Source organism: Kordia sp., assembly GCF_050633145.1.
GTDB lineage: Bacteria > Bacteroidota > Bacteroidia > Flavobacteriales > Flavobacteriaceae > Kordia.
On the sequence record NZ_JBOEFY010000018.1, the window covers coordinates 51,424 to 74,069 of the forward strand.

21 protein-coding genes are annotated in these 22,646 nt (G+C 32.5%); all 21 read left to right on the top strand.

What is annotated here, in order from left to right; translation table 11 throughout:
• Positions 1-4: 4 nt before the first annotated feature.
• The 21 genes from ACRBBL_RS09230 (at position 5) to ACRBBL_RS09330 (ending at position 22,594) form a co-directional block, all read left to right on the top strand.
• The gene (locus tag ACRBBL_RS09230) at positions 5-1,468 is read left to right on the top strand and encodes an MBOAT family O-acyltransferase (protein ID WP_431368749.1); all 1,464 of its coding nucleotides are present in this window, start codon (positions 5-7) and stop codon (positions 1,466-1,468) included.
• Between the two features lie 6 nt (positions 1,469-1,474).
• Positions 1,475-2,902 (top strand): hypothetical protein, encoded by a 1,428-nt coding sequence (locus tag ACRBBL_RS09235; protein WP_431368750.1) that lies wholly within the window; start codon positions 1,475-1,477, stop codon positions 2,900-2,902.
• A gap of 86 nt (positions 2,903-2,988) precedes the next feature.
• Complete coding sequence (locus ACRBBL_RS09240) at positions 2,989-3,549, top strand: hypothetical protein (protein WP_431368751.1); 561 nt, start codon at positions 2,989-2,991, stop codon at positions 3,547-3,549.
• Between the two features lie 64 nt (positions 3,550-3,613).
• Entirely contained in the window at positions 3,614-4,816 is a 1,203-nt protein-coding gene (locus ACRBBL_RS09245; RefSeq protein ID WP_431368752.1) for a hypothetical protein, read from the top strand.
• Between the two features lie 166 nt (positions 4,817-4,982).
• A complete protein-coding gene (locus ACRBBL_RS09250) occupies positions 4,983-6,233 on the top strand; it encodes an O-antigen ligase family protein (RefSeq protein ID WP_431368753.1) in 1,251 nt (416 codons plus the stop codon).
• An 18-nt stretch (positions 6,234-6,251) separates the two neighbouring features.
• Positions 6,252-6,797 (top strand): acyltransferase, encoded by a 546-nt coding sequence (locus tag ACRBBL_RS09255; RefSeq protein ID WP_431368754.1) that lies wholly within the window; start codon positions 6,252-6,254, stop codon positions 6,795-6,797.
• Positions 6,790-7,986, top strand: coding sequence for a hypothetical protein (locus ACRBBL_RS09260; protein ID WP_431368755.1), 1,197 nt, complete (start codon positions 6,790-6,792; stop codon positions 7,984-7,986). The genes ACRBBL_RS09255 and ACRBBL_RS09260 overlap by 8 nt, the downstream gene beginning before the upstream one ends.
• Entirely contained in the window at positions 7,973-9,106 is a 1,134-nt protein-coding gene (locus tag ACRBBL_RS09265; RefSeq protein WP_431368756.1) for a hypothetical protein, read from the top strand. Before ACRBBL_RS09260 ends, ACRBBL_RS09265 begins: the two co-directional genes overlap by 14 nt.
• Complete coding sequence (locus ACRBBL_RS09270) at positions 9,084-9,620, top strand: acyltransferase (RefSeq protein ID WP_431368757.1); 537 nt, start codon at positions 9,084-9,086, stop codon at positions 9,618-9,620. The genes ACRBBL_RS09265 and ACRBBL_RS09270 overlap by 23 nt, the downstream gene beginning before the upstream one ends.
• Before the next feature lie 10 nt (positions 9,621-9,630).
• Complete coding sequence (locus tag ACRBBL_RS09275; RefSeq protein WP_431368758.1) at positions 9,631-10,953, top strand: O-antigen polymerase; 1,323 nt, start codon at positions 9,631-9,633, stop codon at positions 10,951-10,953.
• Positions 10,954-10,979: 26 nt separating this feature from the next.
• Positions 10,980-13,094 (top strand): bi-domain-containing oxidoreductase, encoded by a 2,115-nt coding sequence (locus tag ACRBBL_RS09280; RefSeq protein WP_431368759.1) that lies wholly within the window; start codon positions 10,980-10,982, stop codon positions 13,092-13,094.
• 34 nt (positions 13,095-13,128) lie between these two features.
• Complete coding sequence (locus tag ACRBBL_RS09285) at positions 13,129-15,009, top strand: alginate lyase family protein (RefSeq protein WP_431368760.1); 1,881 nt, start codon at positions 13,129-13,131, stop codon at positions 15,007-15,009.
• 9 nt (positions 15,010-15,018) lie between these two features.
• Entirely contained in the window at positions 15,019-16,266 is a 1,248-nt protein-coding gene (locus ACRBBL_RS09290; protein ID WP_431368761.1) for a glycosyltransferase family 4 protein, read from the top strand.
• Positions 16,267-16,842, top strand: coding sequence for a sugar transferase (locus tag ACRBBL_RS09295; RefSeq protein WP_431368762.1), 576 nt, complete (start codon positions 16,267-16,269; stop codon positions 16,840-16,842). It abuts the gene before it with no gap.
• A gap of 5 nt (positions 16,843-16,847) precedes the next feature.
• Entirely contained in the window at positions 16,848-17,828 is a 981-nt protein-coding gene (locus ACRBBL_RS09300) for a methionyl-tRNA formyltransferase (protein ID WP_431368763.1), read from the top strand.
• A gap of 165 nt (positions 17,829-17,993) precedes the next feature.
• Positions 17,994-18,656, top strand: a complete 663-nt coding sequence (locus ACRBBL_RS09305; protein WP_431368764.1) for a PIG-L deacetylase family protein — start codon at positions 17,994-17,996, stop codon at positions 18,654-18,656.
• Between the two features lie 11 nt (positions 18,657-18,667).
• On the top strand, positions 18,668-19,444 hold the full coding sequence (locus ACRBBL_RS09310) for a TauD/TfdA family dioxygenase (protein WP_431368765.1): 777 nt from the start codon (positions 18,668-18,670) through the stop codon (positions 19,442-19,444).
• Positions 19,432-20,181, top strand: a complete 750-nt coding sequence (locus ACRBBL_RS09315; RefSeq protein ID WP_431368766.1) for an aldo/keto reductase — start codon at positions 19,432-19,434, stop codon at positions 20,179-20,181. The genes ACRBBL_RS09310 and ACRBBL_RS09315 overlap by 13 nt, the downstream gene beginning before the upstream one ends.
• Positions 20,182-20,240: 59 nt before the next feature.
• Complete coding sequence (locus ACRBBL_RS09320) at positions 20,241-20,795, top strand: sugar transferase (protein ID WP_431368767.1); 555 nt, start codon at positions 20,241-20,243, stop codon at positions 20,793-20,795.
• 51 nt (positions 20,796-20,846) lie between these two features.
• On the top strand, positions 20,847-21,458 hold the full coding sequence (locus ACRBBL_RS09325; protein WP_431368768.1) for an acetyltransferase: 612 nt from the start codon (positions 20,847-20,849) through the stop codon (positions 21,456-21,458).
• Positions 21,459-21,460: 2 nt separating this feature from the next.
• Positions 21,461-22,594, top strand: a complete 1,134-nt coding sequence (locus ACRBBL_RS09330) for a DegT/DnrJ/EryC1/StrS family aminotransferase (protein WP_431368769.1) — start codon at positions 21,461-21,463, stop codon at positions 22,592-22,594.
• Positions 22,595-22,646: the final 52 nt, after the last annotated feature.

A 22,646-nucleotide genomic window follows, 5' to 3' on the forward strand; every position in this document is an offset into this window, starting at 1 on the left:
ATAAATGTTTTTTAATTCGTTAGATTTTGCAATCTTTTTTCCAATAGTATTTATACTATATTGGATATTTTCCCAAAATTTAAAGCAGCGAAATGCTTTCATACTTATTGTAAGTTACATTTTTTATGGTTGGTGGAATTGGAAATTTTTATCACTAATCGTAATCAGTTCGTTTGTCGATTACTTTGTTGGAAGAAGATTAGGGAAAGAAGAAAATCAAAAGAAACGGAAAGGCTTATTAATATTGAGTTTGTTTGTTAACTTAGGCTTTCTGATTTATTTTAAATACTTCAATTTCTTTATAGAATCCTTTGTAGATGCCTTCAGTTTATTTGGAAAAGAACTCGAAATAAGCACCTTAGATATCATCTTGCCAGTTGGAATTAGTTTCTATACGTTTCAAACCTTAAGCTATACGGTAGATATTTATAAAAAGAAATTTGAGCCAACAAATGATATAATTGCATTTTTTGCGTTCGTAGCATTCTTTCCGCAATTAGTTGCAGGACCTATTGAAAGAGCAACACACTTACTACCACAATTTTTTGAAAAATATAAGTTCAACTATCAACAAGTAAAAAGCGGATTGCTTTTAATGTTGTGGGGACTTTTTAAGAAGATGGTTATTGCCGATAGAGTTGCGCTTTTAGTAAACGAAACATACAATAATGTAGGTAGTTATTACGGAATGGAATTCGTAATAGGAACGATCTTTTTTGCGTTCCAAATTTATTGTGATTTCTCAGGATATTCAGACATTGCTATTGGAGCCTCCAGAACGATGGGATTTGACTTAATGAAAAACTTTGACAGTCCGTATTTCTCAAAATCAATTACCGAATTTTGGCGTAGATGGCATATTTCTTTATCTACATGGTTTCGAGATTATGTATATATTCCGTTAGGAGGAAGTAGAGATGGAAAATATAGAACATACCTAAACCTATTCCTTGTATTCTTAATAAGCGGTATTTGGCACGGAGCTGCAATGACCTTTGTTATTTGGGGAGCAGTTCATGGAGTTATTATTGTTTTAGAAAAAGCTACAGGAACGTTTAGAAAAAGTATATTTCAAAAGATAAAACTAACCAAAAAGAACATTGTTGGAAGGTTATTTTTTATGATAGTAACCTTTGTGATTGTTTGTTTTGCTTGGATATTTTTTAGAGCAAATTCCTTAGCAGATGCATTCGCAATAGTTGGAAAAATATTTACGTTTGATAAAGGAGAAAAAACAATTATAAGTGAAATAGGAATGGATTCGCCTAATTTTTATGCGGCACTAATTTTTATAGCATTGATGATTATCTTTGAAATTATTCACAAGCGTAAAAGCATGGTGGTAACCTTAGCAAAACAAAATATATTAGTACGATGGAGCTTTTATATTATTGCGGCACTAATATTGGTTACTTTCGGGATTTATGGATCTTATGACGAATCACAATTTATATACTTTCAATTCTAATTTGATATGAGAAAGTTACTTTTAAAAATAGTATTACTCACAGTAATTGTATTTGTATGCGTAAGCTACATGTCAAGCTATGTTACTGAAAAAAGAGAAGGTGTAGATCGTTGGACAGAGTTTTACAATCAGGAAGAAAACACTGTAGACATTCTTTTTACAGGAAGCTCACTAAGTATTTTTTCTTTCATTCCACAAGTATTCAATGCCAAGCTCGATGCTAAAGCATACAACTTAGCAATACCTGTACTGAACATCAAACAGATTTACTACAATTTACCAGAAATTGTAAAACACCAAAAATTAAAAGTGTTAGTTGTAGAAGCTAGATCTATTGATATTGTTGATGCAGGAGAAGACAACCGATTGGGTTATAAATTTGAAAACTTAGATGGTCAAAACTTAAATTTCAACAAAGTAGCATCAACTTTTGGTCAATTTTCCAAAAAGTCAAACATTGTCAATAGCTTTTTTCCTTATTTCAGAAACCATCACGAATGGGCAAATTTTGAACGCTTAGAGGAAAACTTAGCGTACGAATATGAGCCTAGTCAATACGACGGATACAAAATAGGAATCTACAGAAAAGTAAAAGACAATACGATAAAGAAGAGAATAAAAGAAGTTCCGAAAGATTTTAAATTCACGGAAGAAAACATTGAATACTTAGGGAAAGTAGCAGACTTTTGTAAAGAAAACGATATCAAACTTCACATTGTAAGAGCTCCTGTATTAAACTACAGTACGTACAAAGACTTTTATTTGGATGAGGTATCTCCGAAAACAAAACAATTGTGCGATAGCTTAAATATAGCGTACACAGATTTATACCCAACAGGAGATGTAGAAAAACTGAACATCACCAAAGCTGATTACTATGACATGGTGCATTTTAATCATTTAGGAGCTTTAAAGTTTTCTGAAAAAATTGCCGATACCTTTGCAACTCAATATGATTTTGAGCAAAAAGAAGACTATTCATATATGCAGAATGATGCTGAATATTATTTATACAAAGATAAATTAGACGAAACAAAAACAATATACAAAGGAGATTTTCAACTATCAGAAGACATTCTTATCAAAGAAGTACGTGTAAAACGTACTGAAAACAACGAACATATCTTTTTTATCTTATTAGATAAAGAAACAGATATCACAGAAATGACATCGCACAGGTTAGGAATTTATTATTATCCTATAAAAGAGCAAATGCCCTTATTAAAACTTCCTAAAGAGGCAAAGGTAAGCTGGAAAAGGGTTGTAACAGATCATGCGATTCCTACCGAGTATAAAGGTTATAAAGTTGTACACACAGCTTATGAAACAATAGATCCTACTAATTTTAGAAAAATAGAAATCAAATTCTTTAAAGTCAAAAAAGGATGGATTAAAAAAATCCTAATCATTAAAGATGTTGATCTTACTGAGTAGGAGAAACAAAAAAAGAAATTTCCATAAACAAATAATCATTGTATATTTGGAGATTCAAATTGAAAAAACGAAATTAAATAAATAATATGAAAAAAATAATCTTACTTTTTGCTTTAGTGGCTTTCGTAGCTTGTAAAGATGATAAAAAAACAGAAAAAAAAGACCCTAAAGGTGAAACAACTGTTGTTAAAGAAGTAGAGAAAGAGGTTGCTCCAAAGTATCCTGCAATTCAAAAATTTGATCAGGAGCCTACACTTATTCATGGAGAATTACATTCTTTTGATGAAAGCATTAGTGTAGAAGAAGTTGAAGTTGTGCCAGCAGCTGCAAAAGACACCTACAATTTTGTATTCTACTTTAGTGATGATACTGACTTTGAAAAATTAGAAAACTATTATATAGCATTGATGCTTTATCCAGAAGATGTAAGCACTATTGAGAAAGAAAGTGATAGAAAAAGAGGTTTAACAGCTAAAAGTATTAAATGCAAATTGGTACAAGATGGAAAATCGGTAGCAGTTGTAATACCAGACTTTAAACTACTTGGAAAGAAAATGAAAAGTGGAAAAGCATATTTATACAAACCTGGAGGAGGTATTTTAAACCCTGGAAGACCTAAGTTAATTGTTAACAAGTTTTCTTTATAAAAATGTGACTCTCAACGTATGAGTCATCTTTTTAAATTCTAACGATTATATCCAAAATCAACTAATGAAAAGTAAGATTGCAAAAATTATATCCTCAAAGAGTATTTTAATTTTTGCAATCTTACTTTTTGCTTTAAACTTTGTTTCAAAATTGTGCAAAGAAGTATTCTCAATGAGTGCTTCGTTCTATCCAAGCACCGTTTTAAAGCTATTAGCTGTATTACTATTAGGAATCTACTTCATAACCTTTCTACGAAAAGATAAACTAGCAAAATACGTCTATATTCTAGTTGGAGTTTTCTTGATAGATGTACTCATCAAAGTTTTCAATCAAGAAGCTTTCTCTGTAATTATTGGTAAAAGCTATTTTTTCTCAAAGTTAATTTTCTTCTTCCTACTTATTATAGCTATTAGAGGATTTAAAAAGGAGAGTTTAGAAAAAACGATCAACGTATTATTTTTAATCGCTAAAATCAATCTCATTTTTATAGTTATTGGTTTTTTATTTAAGATCGATATTTTTAAATCATATCCGTATACTATTCGATTTGGCTTTAACGGAATTATTTCTGAACCTGGAATTAGCAGTTATTTTTATATGCTACTTGCAATTGCAGCCTACCTTAAATACATATACAAAAAAGGGAGTCTTATAAACTTGCTGCTTATATGTATTGGTGTTTTTTTCCTTGGAACAAAATCAGGTTTGCTATTTCTTGCCATCTTAGCATTTATACATATCCTCATACTTTTAAAAAAGAATATATACCGATTTTCTTTTGTAGCGGCACTAATCATCTCGTTTGTTGTTTTAAAAGATAAAATTATTACGCTAGCCATAAACTCTTTTAGTTTTGGACCTTATATATACGAAAAGCATGGGCTTATGACGTTTATCACGTCAAAAAGAGACTTACTATTCAAAGATGCCATAGCGTACATCCAAGAGCATTGGAATGCTTTAAACTATGTTATAGGGGGAATTGATTTAAAAATGCACAGAGTAGAGTTTGAGTTTGTAGACATTTTTCTGTTTCTAGGAATAACAGGAGTTCTTATATACATCATAATATTAAAAAAAGTCTTCTTTCAAAAGAAACAAGATTGGCTTTACATCGTTTTGTTTTTAACAATCATATTAATAAGTAGCTTAGGAGGAAACTTATTCTTCTCCATTACGAATGCATTCTTTTTTGCGGTTGTTTTCTTATATCTGAGAGGAATAAATACAGTTGAAGAAGAACCCGTAAAGAATATACCAAAGTAACTTTCAAAGTTCAAAATTTTAAAAAACATAAAGGATAAAAATATTGTGTAGTTTTTGTCTGCATGAAGAAAATATCAATAGATAAAAGGATTTAATTTACTTCTTAGTTAATTGTGTATTTTTGCGCTTATTGATAACATATAACATCCTCTGAAAACAGTAATTTATGAATGTAGCAATTACAAGCTTCTTAAAAGACAAATCAATAAATAATTACTTAGTACACATAGCATGTGCATTTGTATTCTTTATAAATATTAGCGAAAAAATATCGACGCTATTACTGATCTTATTTTTTGCAGTAAGTATATTCAATATTAAAAACTTTTCTCGTTCGCAATTTAAAAAAGTGAGTGTAGTATTTGTGTTATTCATAGTATATGTAATCATAAATCTCATTGTAGAAGAAGAATTTTTATTTAAAACAGTTGAAAAAAAACTATCACTTTTAATATTGCCCATTGCGTTTTCTATAATGCATGTTGACAAAAAGGCACTCTATCAAGTATGTTTATTTTTCGTGTATGGAGTAGCTTTTGGCTGTTTACTTAACTTAATTGAACCTTTTATAAATGACTTTAATTGGGCAACATTTGAGTTTATTGAAGTAAAGCAAAAAGTAGTTTTTAAAAACCATAACTGGCTCAATCATTTTTACTCACTACACTTTCCAAACTTTTTAGACAGATCGTACTATTCTATATACTTAAACTTTGCAATTGCGATAGTTTGGTATTTATTAGATTGGAAAATGCTGCACAAAATGGCAATCATCTTTTTCTTTCTAATTCACATATTTTTGTCAAACAGTTTAATAGGTCTTTTAGGCTTAGGTGTATTGTTCGTACTATATACTTTTAGCATTCGTAAAGCATACTTAGTACTATTGATTCCTGTACTCGTTATCATTTTGGCATTTATTTCGCCACGACTTAATGAATACATATCACAATTTTGGCTGTATCTTACAGAACCAGATAAAATACCAAAAGACTTCTTAGGAAACAGATGGCGAATGTGGACGTGTTCTGTAGATCTCATTCAAGAAGCGCCTTGGTTTGGTTATGGAAAAGAAGGATTTGATTTGGCATTCAATGATATCTTACATGAAAAAGTAGGTTGGAGTCGTTACTTACTAAGTCAAGTAGGATTCAATTCGCACAACCAATACATGCAAATATGGGGCGAAGTAGGAATTTTTGGAGTACTCATTTACATAGTAACATTCATTAGTTTTATCATACAAGCAGTAAAAAGTAAAATGAACATAAAATTCTTAAAACTTTCTTTTATATTATTAATTATCCTTTTCTCTTTTTCTGAAACTGTGATTAATAGATACATAGGAATATCCTTTTTCATCTTTTTTTACTGTTTTTTACAAGTGAATTCAAGCTTGGATACAGAAAATTGTTAATTTTGTTAAAAATTTAAAATGTTGAAGCATAGCATTATTTTAAAAATAGGAATTCTATTAATTAAAAACGTCGCAATTTTTCAAGTCCCAGTATTACGGGATATTCGATGGTTTTTTTACAGAAAATATTATGGAGCTCCTAAATTATACGTAGATAGTGGTGTTGACATTTCTTCGGCACATACAAACGAAAATGCTTCTTTTGAAGGAACAGGTAAAATAAACCTTGGAAAAGGAGTATATATAGATTATTCTGGCGGTGTAAAAATTGGACATGCAGTAGCGGTATCGGCGGGCGCAAAAATATTTACACACAATCACGATATAAACGGAAAGTTTAAAGATTGGCAAAAAAACGGAATTACATACTCTAGTATTGTCATTGAGGACTATGCTTGGATTGGAGCAGATGCTTTAATTATGCCCTCAGTAAAGCGCATAGGAGAAGGAAGTATTATAGGTTCTGGAGCAGTTGTTACAAAAGACACAGAACCGTACGGAATATATGTTGGAAATCCAGCAAGGAAAATAGCAGAAAGAAAGGTGAGTGAATTAAATGAATAGAATAATAGCTATTTTGCCTTCATTGGCATTGTATGGATTAGGATTGGCAAGTTTTTTTTTCTTGGATATCTACATTTCTACAAACTATGATCAAGAATTTGTAAGCCAATGGGCGTTCTATAAATCCAGTATTTTTATCCTTGGAGGATTTTGTATTTTAGGGTTTGACCAAGTGATGGTAAGAGTTCCTAAACTACATTTCTTTATCAAAAAGAAATTCCTCTTCCAGTCACTTCTCATAAGTATCATAGGTACATCTTTAGTTTGGTTTTTTTATCCGCTAAAAAATGTATTGTTATTTTTTGTGACACTAAACCTATTTTCAATGGTGATTTTCTTATCTGGAATTTTCAGAGCAAATCAGAAGTTTACCATAGCACAATTAGCCACAAACGGATGGAAAATAGTCATTGTAGCAGCATTTTTCTTAATAGTTGAGAAAAACATGCTAAACCTGCTTGCAATGAGTTTAGGACTCATCTTTGTAATTCTTATATTTCTTTACATAAAAAACTATAAAGAAGCACCTTCTGGAGATGAAATTCTAAAGTATGATGATTACAGAAAAACAGGAGTGGCATTCTTTTTACATAATATGACGTTGACGAGTGCAGTATATGGTGAGCAATTTATCATCAACTTGTATGGAAACGAACACATTTCGTCAGAACTATTCATGTATTTCGCATATTTCAGTCCAATCATACTAAGTGCTAACGGATTCATAGGTTTTATCATTGGACCAAAACTAAGAGCCAGAAAAACAGTAACAACTGCAGACTACAGATCATTACAGTTAAAACTAGTATTATTTGCTGTTGTAATGGCAATCATATCTTTTGTTGCAGGAATCTTTTTATTAGGACAATTTAAAGGAACACCTTTTAATGAGGTTAACATTCCATTGGCAATAACTGTATTGGCGTGTTGTATGATACGTACTGTATACACAGCTTCTTCTTTATACTTAGGTGTATTTGGAAGCAACTCTTTCTTATACAAAACAGCAGGTTTAAACTGGGCTGTTCTCATAACATATATCTCATTAATATTAGTAGGATTAATAAGTAATATACAGGTAGACACACTTATCATAGTTATTGCAATCCTCACAACATTGCACTGGCTTTCTAGGTTAATTATATCGCATAGCTACGCAGTAAACGTTTTTAAAGATGAAAAACATTAAAATAGTTGCGCCACTTTCGTCACTATCTGAAAGAACTAGATTATATAAACTAACACTATTTTTACATGATACGTTAGGGTATAAAAATATAAAACATGTTGGTTGGGAAAGAATCCCTGGAGAGCGTGAAGAAACCAGGTTTGATTTTGAAATAGAGAAAAAAATCATTCTAAAAGGTGGAGGTTATGGTACAAGCAAAGTAAAAGGACTCTATTTCTTATGGCTCATCAAAACATTTTTTTACTGTCTCAAATTTGGTAAAAAAGACATCGTTTGGGCTTTGGGTTTTGAAAGTGCTTTTCCAGCAATGATGGCATCCAAAATAAAAGGGTTTAAAGTTGTGTTTGATGATGCCGATCGCTTCTCTATGATCTTCAATTTTCCAAGCATTATAGACAAAATAATACGGTTTTTAGAAAAAAGAACTTCACGAGGTGTAGACTTCCATGTAGTGCCTGGAGCTGAACGTTATGATTTTGAATCTAAAAAGTTCTATGTATTAAAAAATACCCCTAGTGAAAGCCAAATAGAAAAAGCGAAAGAAATAAGTAAGAATTTAGAAAAACCTGCTAACTTTGTCATCAATATTAATGGATGGTTAGGTGCTGGTAGAGGAATGAATGAAGCGCTTCAACTAGTAAATAAATTAGACAACGACGATATAAAAATACTCCTCATTGGAAAGTTAGATGGTGAAGCAGCAGAAACGCTAGCGAAACACAAAAATGTACTATACAAAGGGAAATTATCGAACGCAGAAACATTAGCAAATTATTTCCTATCTGATTTAGTATTAACGTATTATGATCCAAAATTGGAAATTAATCAATATGCAGAATCAAATAAATGGGGAGACGCTATAAAAACAGGAATTGGAATTATTGTAAATGAAGAGGTGAAATCTGCAAAATTTATAAAAGAAAACAAGCTTGGAGTTATAGTTCCATACAATGATATTGATGCATTGGTAAAAGAAATACAAGGACTATTTGCAAATCCTTCAAAACTATCAGAGTTAAAAGAAAATGCAAAGAAATACTCGGAAATTATGCCGTTTTATGAAGATCAATTGATACAACTCTTTAAAAAAATAAACAATGAAAAAGAAGAAGCCAGGTAAAATAGAGAAAGCATATACTTTTTTGTTAATAAAAATGATAGGGAATTTTAGTCCTAGAAGAGCAACGAATATTCAATTTAAGTTCTTCAAAAAGTATGGAATGAAATTCAATGGAAAGCCAAACTATATCTCTTCAAAGATTTGGTTTGATGGCACAGATTATTCATTAATTTCTATCGGAAAAGAAGTTACCATGTCTAGCTACATTCGTGTGTTAACGCACGATTGGTCTCCACATACCATCGCAAAAGCATTCGATCTTCCGCAAGAAAAACCATTGGGAATCTTAAGTACCGTAGAAATTGGAGACTATTCATTCATAGGAACAGGAACAATATTAATGCCCGGTTGCAAAATTGGGAAAGCATGTATTATTGGTGCAGGAACCGTAGTAAGAGGAGACATTCCAGACTATAGCATATACATCGGAAGTCCAGGAAAAGTTGTGGGAGATTCTAGAAAATATGTGAAATCTAAATTCCCTCAGTTTGATACACCAGAATATAAAATATAAAAAGTAAAACATGGTTATATTTCTGAGTATCTTATTGGTAATTGTATTTGCATTTACGCTATATTTTATACTTGCGAAAGGAATAGGAGCACTATTTTCTCAGCCAGTTGTGTTGGGTTTATTGTTTTTTACCATCATTCACCTTTTACTGCCTTTATTACAAATAAATGAAGACTACTACCGATACCAAACAGAATACGCATTAATAACCATTATACTTTCTATAGTATTAGTGGTGCTAGGGCAGTTTCTTTTTATGCTGTTCATTACCCGATTTAATTTAGATTATTTCAAACTATTCAAAGATTTAAAAGTAAGTGACAGAGAAATAAAGCGAATGCTCTTTGTTGGCTTCTTAGTGTTTTTAGTCGGCTTTTATTTCTCATATAAAAACCTTTCCATTATTCTTTCAGTTGGAGTTACAGAATACCTGAGAGACCGAATTAGTTTTGGACAAGGAAAAGGAATACAATTATTATTTGCCCATTGGACATATGTTTCAGCCTTTATATTCATTTTTTGCTACTATATGGCAGGTACAAGAAAACTTAGAATTAGAGCACTTATTTTAAGTATTTTCTCTTTTGGAATGAGTATGTTATATTACTTTTTAAATAGTAATAGAAACTCCATATTTATCATGCTATTGCTTGTTGGTGGCGCATGGTTTATCAATAACAAATCGCTCAATATCAAGGCAAACAAAAAACAGATGAAAAGAATTTTCTTGATGTTTGTGCTTGTAGGAGTCGCATTTATACTCTTCTTTAATATCGGAAAAGAACGATATGCGTTATACGCATCAAGACATAAAGAATTCAAATATCCATTAGTAAAATCGTTAAACGGAGCTTTTGGAAACCATGAAAACATCCTTTGGATGCTTGAAAATGACTATGAAAAATTATATGGACAAACCTATTTAGCAGGCTACGCAAACATAATTCCTAGAAAACTTTGGCCAAGCAAACCATTAGGAGCTGGACCAAAACTTAAAAACTTTATTGATCCTGGAAGTTATGTGCTTGGTAGAGAAAGAAATTCATCATTAACAACAGGTTTTTTTACAGAATTACAAATGAACTATGGTGTTGTCGGAATTGTCATATTTCCAATATTCATTGCCATTGTCATGGGACTCATATTACAACACCTAAACAGATCCAATTACTTAATTGTAAAAATGGCATCCTTTTTTACCATGATTCTGTTTTTTACTCAATTTTACTTTGCGGAATTCCTTGGGTTTTTCTCTCGATATTTTATAACAATAATACCATTTATCATTATATATCTAGCTGTCAGTGTAAGATTCAAACTTACCAAAAGCTAACTATAAATTAAATACGACACCTTATCATGAAACAAATATTACAGTCTTTTAAAACAGGAGTAACCGAATTAGCAGAATTGCCTTCTCCTAAAGTAAAAGCAGGTCAAGTTTTAATACAAACAACACGAAGCTTAGTATCGTTAGGTACGGAGCGTATGTTAGTTGAATTTGGAAAAGCTTCGCTTATTCAAAAAGCTAGACAACAACCAGATAAAGTAAAAATGGTTCTAGACAAAATAAAGGCAGAAGGATTAATGCCTACGCTAGAAACAGTTTTTAATAAACTAGAACAACCATTACCATTAGGATACTGTAATGTAGGGAAAGTAATTGCCGTAGGAAAAGGAGTGACTGACTTTAAAGTAGGAGACAGAGTAGCTTCTAACGGACAGCACGCCGAATTTGTCTCAATTCCACAAAACTTAGTAGCACACATTCCTGATAATATTACAGATGATGAAGCTGCATTTACGGTAATTGGCTCAATTGGATTGCAAGGAATTCGTCTCATCAACCCTACAATGGGTGAAACAATTGTAGTTGTCGGATTAGGACTTATAGGTTTATTAGCTGCCGAAATGTTAATAGCCAATGGTTGTAAAGTGATCGGGTATGATTTAGATGATAAAAAAGTGGAAGTTGCCAAAAGTAAAGGTGTAATGGCTTTCAATCCACTCAAAGGAAGCGATCCTGTAAAATTTGTACTAGAAAACACAAATAATATCGGTGCCGATGGTGTATTAATTACAGCATCAGCAAAAACAAATCAAATCATTTCTCAAGCTGCTCAAATGAGTAGAAAAAGAGGAAGAATTGTTTTAGTTGGTGTAATCGGATTAAATATCTCTAGAGCAGAATTCTATGAAAAAGAACTTAGTTTTCAAGTATCATGCTCGTACGGACCAGGAAGATATGATGACGATTATGAATTTAAAGGAATAGATTACCCATTGCCTTTTGTACGATGGACTGAAAAAAGAAACTTTGAAACCGTATTACAATTAATCTCTTCAGGGAAATTAGGTGTAAAAGAACTCATCTCCGAACGTTTACCTTTAGATGACTTTGAGAAAATTTATGGAGACATTGGAAAATCCAAATCGATCGCTGTACTTTTCGAATACAATGAAAATAGCAAACCTGAAAACAGTATTGTAGTTACCCAAAAAGAATTACAACCAGGCACAGGAACTATTGGACTTGTAGGTGCTGGAAACTTTACCAAAATGACATTGCTTCCAGCCTTAAAAGGGAAAAATGCACAAATAAAACATATAGTCTCTTCTGGAGGTGTAAATGGAACGGTACTTGCCAAAAAGCACAATATTGCACAAAGTACTACGGACTATGATTTGGTGCTAGATGACAAAGATGTAGACATGGTAATGATTACCACAAGACACAATTTGCATGCAGATATGGTCATCAAAGCACTAGACAAAGGAAAACATGTATTTGTAGAAAAACCGTTAGCGCTAAACAATGAAGAATTAGCAGCAATTCAAGAATCGTATAGCAAAAACAAAGGAACCTTAATGATTGGTTTCAACAGAAGATTCTCTCCGCATACACAAAAAATAAAATCACTTGTTGGAGATTCTCCAATGAATGTTATTGCAACAATGAACGCTGGAGCAATTCCACCAGAAGTTTGGGTACATGACATGAAAATTGGAGGTGGAAGAATCATAGGAGAAGCATGCCATTATTTAGACTTGATCGTATTCCTTACGGGAAGTAAAATAAAAGCAGTTTGTATGAATGCTTTAGGAGAAAATCCTCAAGAAAACACAGATAATGCTTCGATCTTGGTAAAGCTAGAAAACGGATCTACAGGAGTTGTAAACTACTTTGCAAATGGATCTAAATCATATTCTAAAGAACGTTTGGAAGTGTTCTCGCAAGAGAAAACACTTATCATGGACAATTTCATTAAAACGAGAGGATATGGAACCAAAGGATTCTCTAAACTAAAAACAAAATTAGACAAAGGGCACAAAGCGCAATTTGGACAAATCATTGAAAAAATAAAAGAAGGAAGCGTAGAGTTGATTCCTTATGATGAATTAATCAATGTAACCAAAGCCAGTTTTGCGGCAATACAAAGTTTAAAAGAAGGTAAATGGATTGAAATTGAATAAATCAATCCATTAAAAAACACTAATAGTTTATAGTATGATTCAAAAAATAAAAAAAATAAGCAATCTTGTCTCTAACATGGGACTAAGATATATTTTCTTTAGAATCCTCTATACAATTAGGGCTAAACTTGGTTGGCAAAAGAAAACATTTCCAGTCGAACCAACTTTTAAAAAAACAATCTCACTAAAAGAATGGAAAGAAAATTTACCTCCATTCTTTTTTTATGGAAAAAACATTAAAAATCTTCCCAAACAAAGAAAGGAAGCTTTAGCAGAAACTTTTCAGGAGATCGAAAAAGGAATGTTTACTTTTTTCAATAAATCAAAAATAAACATTGGGAAAAATTATAATTGGCTTGTAAATCCTTCTACAGAATATCGATATAACATCAATAAGCATTGGTCGGAAATACAAGATTTATCAAAAGAAGCTGGAGACATAAAATATGTATGGGAAAAAGCAAGATTCTCTTATATATACGATATTATTCGGTACGATTATCATTATAATGAAGATAAATCGGCGTTTATTTTTAGTGAAATAGAAAGCTTTATAGACAAAAACCCAATCAATCAAGGTCCAAACTATAAATGCAGTCAGGAAATAAGTTTACGAACGCTCAATTGGACGTTTGCCTTATACTATTACAAAGATTCACCAAATCTAACAGATGCATTATTCGATAAAATAATGCATACCATATATTGGCAAGTGCATCATGTATATCACAACATTCACTTTTCAAGAATTACTGTGAGAAACAATCATGCTATTACTGAAACATTGATGTTGTATCTATCAGCAAAACTATTTCCTTTTTTTCCAAACGTAGACAAGTGGAGTAAAAAAGGAAAAAAATGGTTTGAGCAGGAAATTAAATATCAAGTGTATGAAGATGGTACCTTCTTGCAATTTTCAATGAACTATCACAGAGTAGTAGTGCAACTGCTTACTTGGGGAATACAACTCTCAAAACTCAATGGTGAAAAGTTTGATTCTAAAGTATATGAAAGAGCGCAAAAATCACTTGACTTCCTAGATTCCTGTATGGATCCTGTAAGCGGAAAACTTCCAAATTATGGCTCTAATGATGGTGCGTTATTTTTTAAGCTTACCAATGACGATTACAGAATTTACTCTTCTCAACTAGACGATTTAAGAGCAGTTTTAAACGGATATACGTATAACGAATCTGAAAGTGCGCATTGGTATGGAGTACAACCAGAAATAAAAGAATACAAACAGCCAGACACACTAAACGCTTACGAAAAAAGTGGATACTATATCATTCAAGATGGAAACACAAAAACATTTGTAAGATGCGGAAAGTACAAAGACAGACCTTTTCAGTCAGACAACTTACATGTTGATATTTGGGTCAATGGAATCAATTACCTAAGAGATAATGGTTCGTACAAATACAATTCTGACACAAAAGATATAGCGTATTTTAATGGTTGTGAAGGGCATAACACAGTAAGTGTTGGAAAAGCAGATCAAATGCTAAAAGGAAGCCGGTTTATCTGGTATTACTGGGTAAAAACAGCAAAGGCACATCTAAAAAAAACAGCAACTTCTTATGAATTTGATGGAAGTATAAAAGCATTTGCACAACTTGGAAATAACATTGTACATCAAAGAAAAATAACAAAAACAGCGACCGAAAATCGTTGGGAAATAGAAGATACAGTTCAAAACAAAAAAGAACATTCTCTATATCAATACTGGCATATAAACCCTGAACATTTTGATAAAGTAAAAATTAGCACCAAAGACGATCAAGGAAATCAATTAGAACCTTTAATAGAAGAAAAATGGTTTTCTGGTTACTATGGGATTAAAGAAAAATCGCTTCGTATCACATTTACAACAAAGCGTAAAACAATGAAAACATCAATTGAGATTAATATATAACTATATCTGATGAGAATATTACTAATACATCAAGCATTTCTAGAGAAGGATGAGGGCGGAGGATCGCGATTTAATGAGATGACAAAAATGTGGTCAGAACAAGGACATGAAATTACGGTCTTGGCAGGAATGGTACATTATACAACAGGAAAAAAGAATCCAAAATATAAAGGTAAATACACATTCAAAGACGAAGGATTTTACGAAAATGTAGATGTTATTCGTTGTCACGTATCCGAAAGCTATAATGTAAGCTTCTTAGGAAGACTTTGGGCGTATTTCTCATTCGTGTTTTCAAGTGTTTATGCAGGATTATTCAAAACTAGAGGGAAAAAATTCGATGCTATTCTTGTAACATCTCCACCATTATTTGTTGGAATTACGGCGTACATACTCTATCTATTCAAACGCATTCCGTTTGTATTTGAAATTAGAGATTTATGGCCAGAATCAGCTATTGATACAGGTGTTTTAAAAAACAAAATCATTATCAAATTTGCGTATTGGTTTGAAAAATTCATGTACAAAAAAGCACGTCTCATCAATGTATTAACACCAGCATTTAGAGACAAACTAATAAAAGACAAAAAAGTTCCTGCAGAAAAAATAATATTCATTCCAAATGCAGCCGATTTTACCTTGGCGGAAGAAATCCAGAAAGACTTTGATGCACCTGCTTTCAAAAAGGAACTAGGATTGCAAGACAAATTTGTAATTACGTATGTTGGTGCACACGGTGTTGCAAATCACCTCATTCAATTGGTTGATGCTGCCGAATACTTACGAGAAACTAATGTTGTATTTCAACTCATAGGTTCGGGAATGCAAAAAGAAATGCTTCAAAGCGAAGTAGAAAAAAGAAACTTACAAGAACAAGTGATCTTCAGAGATCCTGTATCCAAAAGAGAAGTATTCAAATACATTCTCTCTTCAGACATGGGCGCATCTGTATTAAAACGAATAGATACATTCAAAACAATCTACTCAAACAAAACATTTGACTACATGTCATGTAAAAAGCCAATCCTATTAGCTATCGAAGGAATATCGAAAGATTTAGTAGAAGAAGCCAACTGCGGAATATGTGTAGAACCCGAAAATGCTAAAGATATATCAGCCAAAATAATAGAAGCCATCAATTCAGACAATATGTTTGACAAAATGGGCGATAATGGCTACTTTTACGCCAAAGAAAGATTTGATAGAAATAAGCTGGCAGATACCTATATTTCTGAAATAGAAAAGAATTTTAAATAGATGTATAAAAGATATTTTAAAAGAGTTCTAGACATCATTGTTGGAGTGGTTACTTTAATAGTATTGTTGCCTTTATTTTTAATTGTTGGAATTTTAATATACACATCCAGTAAAGGATCTATATTCTACTCTCAAGAACGAATAGGGAAAAATGGCGAATTGTTCAACTTGCATAAGTTTAGGTCGATGTATGTAAACAAAGGCTTCTCTGTAAACAAGCAAGTCTACAAAAACGATAAAAACGTTACAAAAATAGGAAGCTTCATAAGAAGATTCAAAATAGACGAGCTGGCACAAATCATAAATGTTATTAAAGGAGACATGTCTATCGTAGGACCAAGACCTGTATTGCCAGCGGTAGAGGAACACTTTAACGAAGACGCATTACATAGATTAAAAGTACGACCTGGTTTAACAGGGCTTTCTCAAGTAAACGGAAACATTCACTTACCTTGGAAAGAAAGATGGGTTTTTGATAAAAAATACGTTGAAAATATCAGTTTCATCAACGATATTAAAATCATTTTTAAGACTTTTGCAGTAGTGCTTCTAGGAGAAGAAAAATTTAAAAAATAAAACTGATGAGAATTGTAATCGCAGGAGCAGTATCTTCCACGCTAACAACACTAAAAAAGCTTGTTGAGCATCAAATGGATATTGTAGGTGTATTAGGATATGAACCAGCTTCTCTCAAAAATGTAAGCGCATACACACTCCTAAAACCAATTGCTCTTGAAAATCAATTAGATTACAAACCATTTGTAAAAATAAACGACGAACATATCGTTGAACAAGTAAAAAGCTGGAAACCAGATTTACTATTTGTAGTAGGGCTTTCGCAACTCATAGGTGATGATCTTATCAATAGTGCCACACATGGAGTTGTTGGGTTTCATCCAACAAGCTTACCAAGAGGAAGAGGAAGAGCACCAATAGCTTGGTCTATCTTAAATGAAAAACAAGCTGGAGCTAATTTCTTTTTAATTGATGATGGAGTAGATAGTGGTCCAATTTTAGCACAACAATTATTTGACATTGGCGAAGATGATTATGCAGAAGATTTTGAGCTAAAAATGATTGATGCTATACACAAAGCATTAGACAATTGGTTGCCACAACTAAAACAAGGAATCATCAAAGCAGTTCCTCAAAATGATGAAATAGCAAACTATTACGGAAGAAGAGCGCCAAATGACGGTTGTATAAGTTGGGATGCACCAGCTATAGAAATATACAGACTCATCAGAGCTTCTTCAAGACCGCATCCAGGAGCATTCTCTTTTAAAGAAAATATACGCGTGCTTATTTGGAAAGCAAGACCCGAAAAAAATCTAAAAATTACAGGAGTCACAGGAAGAATTCTTGATGTAAATGAAAATGGTGACGCATTAGTGCAAACTGGAGAAGGATTATTGTGGCTAACCGAATACGAATTATTTGATTTTAGAGGAAATCAATTAGAAGAAAAACTAAAAGTTGGACAAAAACTAGGATACTATATAGACTTAGAACTTTTCAAACTAAAAAAGGAAATACAACAATTAAAAAATAAATTAAAATGAAACGAACATGAATTTTGATTATTTTTAAATTCGCACAAAAAACAATCAAAAATCATGTGAGTTCCTGAAATCAAAGATTCATGAACACTTTATTCAAAAAATAATATAATGTGAATAATGTATTCAAATTTTTTGAATATTCAGAAATTAAAAAAAAATAAACAGATGAAAATTCTAGTAATAGCACCTCATGCAGATGATGAAATATTAGGATGTGGAGGAGTCATAGCTAAGCACATAGCAAATGGTGATGAGGTGAAAGTTTTGGTAGTAACAAAAGGAGCCGAAGAACTTTATGCAGATGCTGAAGTACAAGTAATACGTAACGAAGCTAAAATAGCACACGAATTTCTTGGAGTCTCAGAAACTATATTTTTTGACTTTCCAGCACCAATACTTGACCAAACGCCTTCGTATAAAATATCGAATGCAGTAGCTGAAATTGTAAAAACATACCAACCAGAAACAGTGTATTTGCCACACAGAGGAGATCTTCACAAAGACCACAGAATGGTATTTGAATCTTCTTTAGTAGCTATAAAACCAGTAAACAATTGTTCAGTACAACATATTTACTGTTACGAAACCTTATCAGAGACAGAATGGGGCGCACCTTTTGGTGATGATGCCTTTATCCCAAATGTTTTTGAAGATATCTCAGATTATATTGAGCTTAAAATAGAGGCAATGCGTAAATTTGAAAGCCAATTAAAAGAATTTCCTCATTCTCGTTCATTAGTTGCCATTGATGCACTAGCCAAATTTAGAGGAGCAACAGTTGGAAAAAATGCAGCTGAAGCTTTCATGTTAATTAGAAGTATAAATTAAATCAAAAAATTATGGAGTTTATAACTGATGTTAAATTAAGAACAAATGATCCTGTAGAGGCTGCAAAAGCAGTAAAGGAAGTTTTAAAGAACAACAAGGTTGTGAAAGTAGTTCCTGAGTGGTACTTAGGAGACCTTCGTGCATTTTATGAAGTCCTTACTGACGAAATAGGAATACCTGTCAATATTGGAGAGGACTTTAAAAATGCAGGCGCTCAAACACATGAAAAATGGTTGGAAATTCGTTACGATGCAGACATTCCAGATCTTTCTGCATACCGACACAGTAAAAACGCACAACCATTACATACAGACGAATCATACATTGAAGATCCTGCGGACATTATGTTATTTTATAGCATCAATAAAGCTATAAAAGGTGGAGCTACAACGTTCATTGATGGTCCTGTACTTATAGAATACATGGAGGAAAATGCTCCTGAATTACTAGCAAAACTAAAATCTACACCTGTACGTTACAAAAAAGCTGGAGAAGAGCGTACCGAAAAAATCATCGACATAAAAGAAGATGGGTTAATTCACTTTAACTACAATTACTATTGTGTAGACAAAGCTGAAACTGAGGAAAACAAAGCATTAAACAAGGAGTTCTTTGACTTTCTACAAAACTATGTGGCACATTCACACATGATAGAACAAGTAGTACTAAATCCAGGAGAAGCGGTATTATGGTGGGATGAACTTGTATTGCACGGACGAACTTCGTACGATGTAAAAAAGACAAACGACCGTTTTATATGGAAAACAGGATTTAAGTGGAAAGAATAAAACAAACACTAAACCTAAGCAAACTTACGCTTGGTACCATGCGTTTTCATGATAAGCAACTAACCGTTAATCAGGTTGTTGATATTATCAATGAAGGCCTTGAAATAGGAATCAATACACACCATTCTTCTTTTGAATACAGTTCATATGAGCTGTATTCAAAAGCATTGGAGAAATCTGGGAAAGGAAAAGAAATTAAGCATATTGTAAAATTATCTTCTCCACACTTTAAAGACGATGCTTTCTCTGCTAAAATATTAGAAGAAAGAGTAGACAATCAATTAAAAGCCTTGCACATAGACAGTATTGACGTGTTGCAATGGTTAGTAAGGTCGCAACCTATAAATGATGCAGATCGTTTACAAACTTTGGAAGATCAGCAGGAAGAAATTGTGGCTAGTATTGAAGACTTAAAAAAGAAAGGCAAAATAAAAACTTGCTTTAGCTTTCCATACTCTGTAAACTTTGCAAAGAAAGTACTAGAATTTGATCAAGTAGACGGATTAGTTACCTACTTAAATAAAGAAGAATTGGAATACCAAGAATTTGCGAATACAATTCCATTTATTGCGATACGCCCTTTATTTGCTGGGAAACTCATTGAAAAATCAACAGATATTGACGCTGAAATCATCAGTAGTTTGCAATTTGTAGAAAACCATAAAACACTACTATCAACAATAGTAGGAATCAACAGTACAAAACAACTCCAAACATATAAAAAGTATCTAAAATAGCGTTATGTTCTGCATGGCGCTGTGCTTTCTCATAAAAAACAAAACTCAAAAGATTCGTAATGATCGGAAAACGTATTTTTGATATAGTACTTTCTTTTACATTACTAGTCATCCTATTAGTGCCTATGTGCATATTGTGGTTTATTACAACAATAGCAATAGGCTCAAACGGTATATTTTTACAAACAAGAATTGGCCAACACGGCAAATCGTTTACAATGTATAAATACAAAACGTTATTTGCTGACCGAAGAAAAATCTCAAAATGGGGTGCTTTTTTACGAAAAACAAAAATTGACGAAGTACCACAACTTCTCAATATTTTTATTGGAGAAATGAGTTTTGTAGGGCCACGACCAGATTTACCGGGTTATTACGATTTGCTCGAAGGAGAAAACAGAAAAATACTTAAACTAAAACCAGGAATTACTTCTGAAGCTGCGTTAAAATATATAAACGAAGAACAATTATTAGCTTCAAAAGAACATCCCAAACAATACAACGACGAAGTAATTTACCCAGATAAAATTAAAATGAATTTATACTACTATCACACTAGAAGTTTTTTAGTAGATTTGAAAATACTATTAAAAACAGTACAAAAACTAGTCTGATTGTTTAGAATCAATACGAAAGATTAAACAACTTAGTAAAATTTAGAAGACATGAGTAACATTTGTCTATTTGGCGCAAGCGGACACGGAAAAGTGGTCAAAGATGTTGCAACAAGCACAAACATTGTGATTGAAGCTTTCATTGACGACAATCCAAAAAGTGAGTTTCTACATGAAATTCCAATTGTGACGTCGGCAGAAATGGCAACATACGCAGGAAATAAATTTTTAATAAGTATAGGAAACAATAGAATCCGTAAAGTCATCAGTCAAAAAATAAAAAATGACTTTACCAGGCTCATTCATAAAACAGCAACTATTTCTCCCACGGCAAAAATAGCAGAAGGAACAGTTGTTATGAATGGAGTTAACATCAACGCAGATGCTAACATAGGAAAACATGTTATCATAAATACAGCAGCAATAATAGAACACGATTGCAACATAGATGACTTTGCACACATTTCTCCAAACGCAACCATTACAGGAAATGTAAGTATTGGAGAAGGAACACATATTGGTGCAGGCGCCATTGTCATACCAAATATAAAAATAGGCAAATGGGCAACTATTGGTGCAGGTGCAGTTATCATAAAAGATGTTCCTGACTTTGCAGTCGTAGTAGGAAATCCAGGGAAAATAAAAAAGTACAATAACGAATAACTATGAACTCAAGAATTTGGCTTTCATCTCCGCACATGGGCGGAAACGAATTAAAATACATTCATGAAGCATTTGACACCAATTGGATTGCTCCATTAGGACCAAATGTAACAGGTTTTGAAGATGATTTAAAGCAATTTTTAAATACAGAAAAAGAAGTTGGGGCTTTGGCGTCAGGAACTGCTGCAATTCACTTAGGTTTAATTTTGGCCGGTGTTACAGCTGGTGATGAAGTTATTTGTCAGAGTATGACTTTTTCCGCTTCCGCGAATCCGATTCTATATCAAGGAGCAATTCCTGTATTTGTTGATAGTGAGTCAGATACATGGAACATGTGTCCAAATCATTTAGAAGCAGCAATTAAAGATAGAATTGCCAATGGAAAAAAACCAAAAGCAATCATTCCTGTGCATTTATATGGAATGCCTGCAAAAATTGATGAAATTGTAGCTATTGCTAACAAATATGAAATTGCAATTATAGAAGATGCAGCAGAATCATTAGGTTCAACTTACAAAGGAAAAAATTGTGGAACTTTTGGTGAATACGCCGCATTATCATTCAATGGAAATAAAATCATTACAACTTCAGGTGGTGGCGCTATTGTGTGTAACAACGAAGAAGCCAAAAAACAAGCAATATTTTTAGCGACACAAGCAAGAGATGATGCTCCACATTATCAACATTCTCAAATTGGGTATAATTACCGAATGAGTAATATTGTGGCAGGAATTGGAAGAGGACAAATGGAAGTTTTGGCAAAACACATTGAACTTCGAAGAAGCATGCAAGCATTCTACAAAAATATTTTCAAAGATGTAGAAGGTGTAACAGTATTTGAAGAACCAAATGAAGACTACTTTTCAAATCATTGGTTAAGTTGTATCACTGTTGATGAAAGTGTAGCAAAATTTTCACGTGAAGACTTACGATTGGCATTATGGGAAGACAATATAGAATCCAGACCATTATGGAAACCAATGCATTTGCAGCCAATATTTGAAAAATACCCGTATTACGGGACAAATGTTAGTGAAAACTTATTCAATACAGGATTGTGTTTACCGTCTGGATCTAACCTAACTGCACAAGAAAAAGAACGTATTACACAAGTTATAGCTGCTTTTCTAGCATAGAAACAAATAAATTAAGTAATTTGTACTGTTAAACAACGAATCTGTTTTTTTG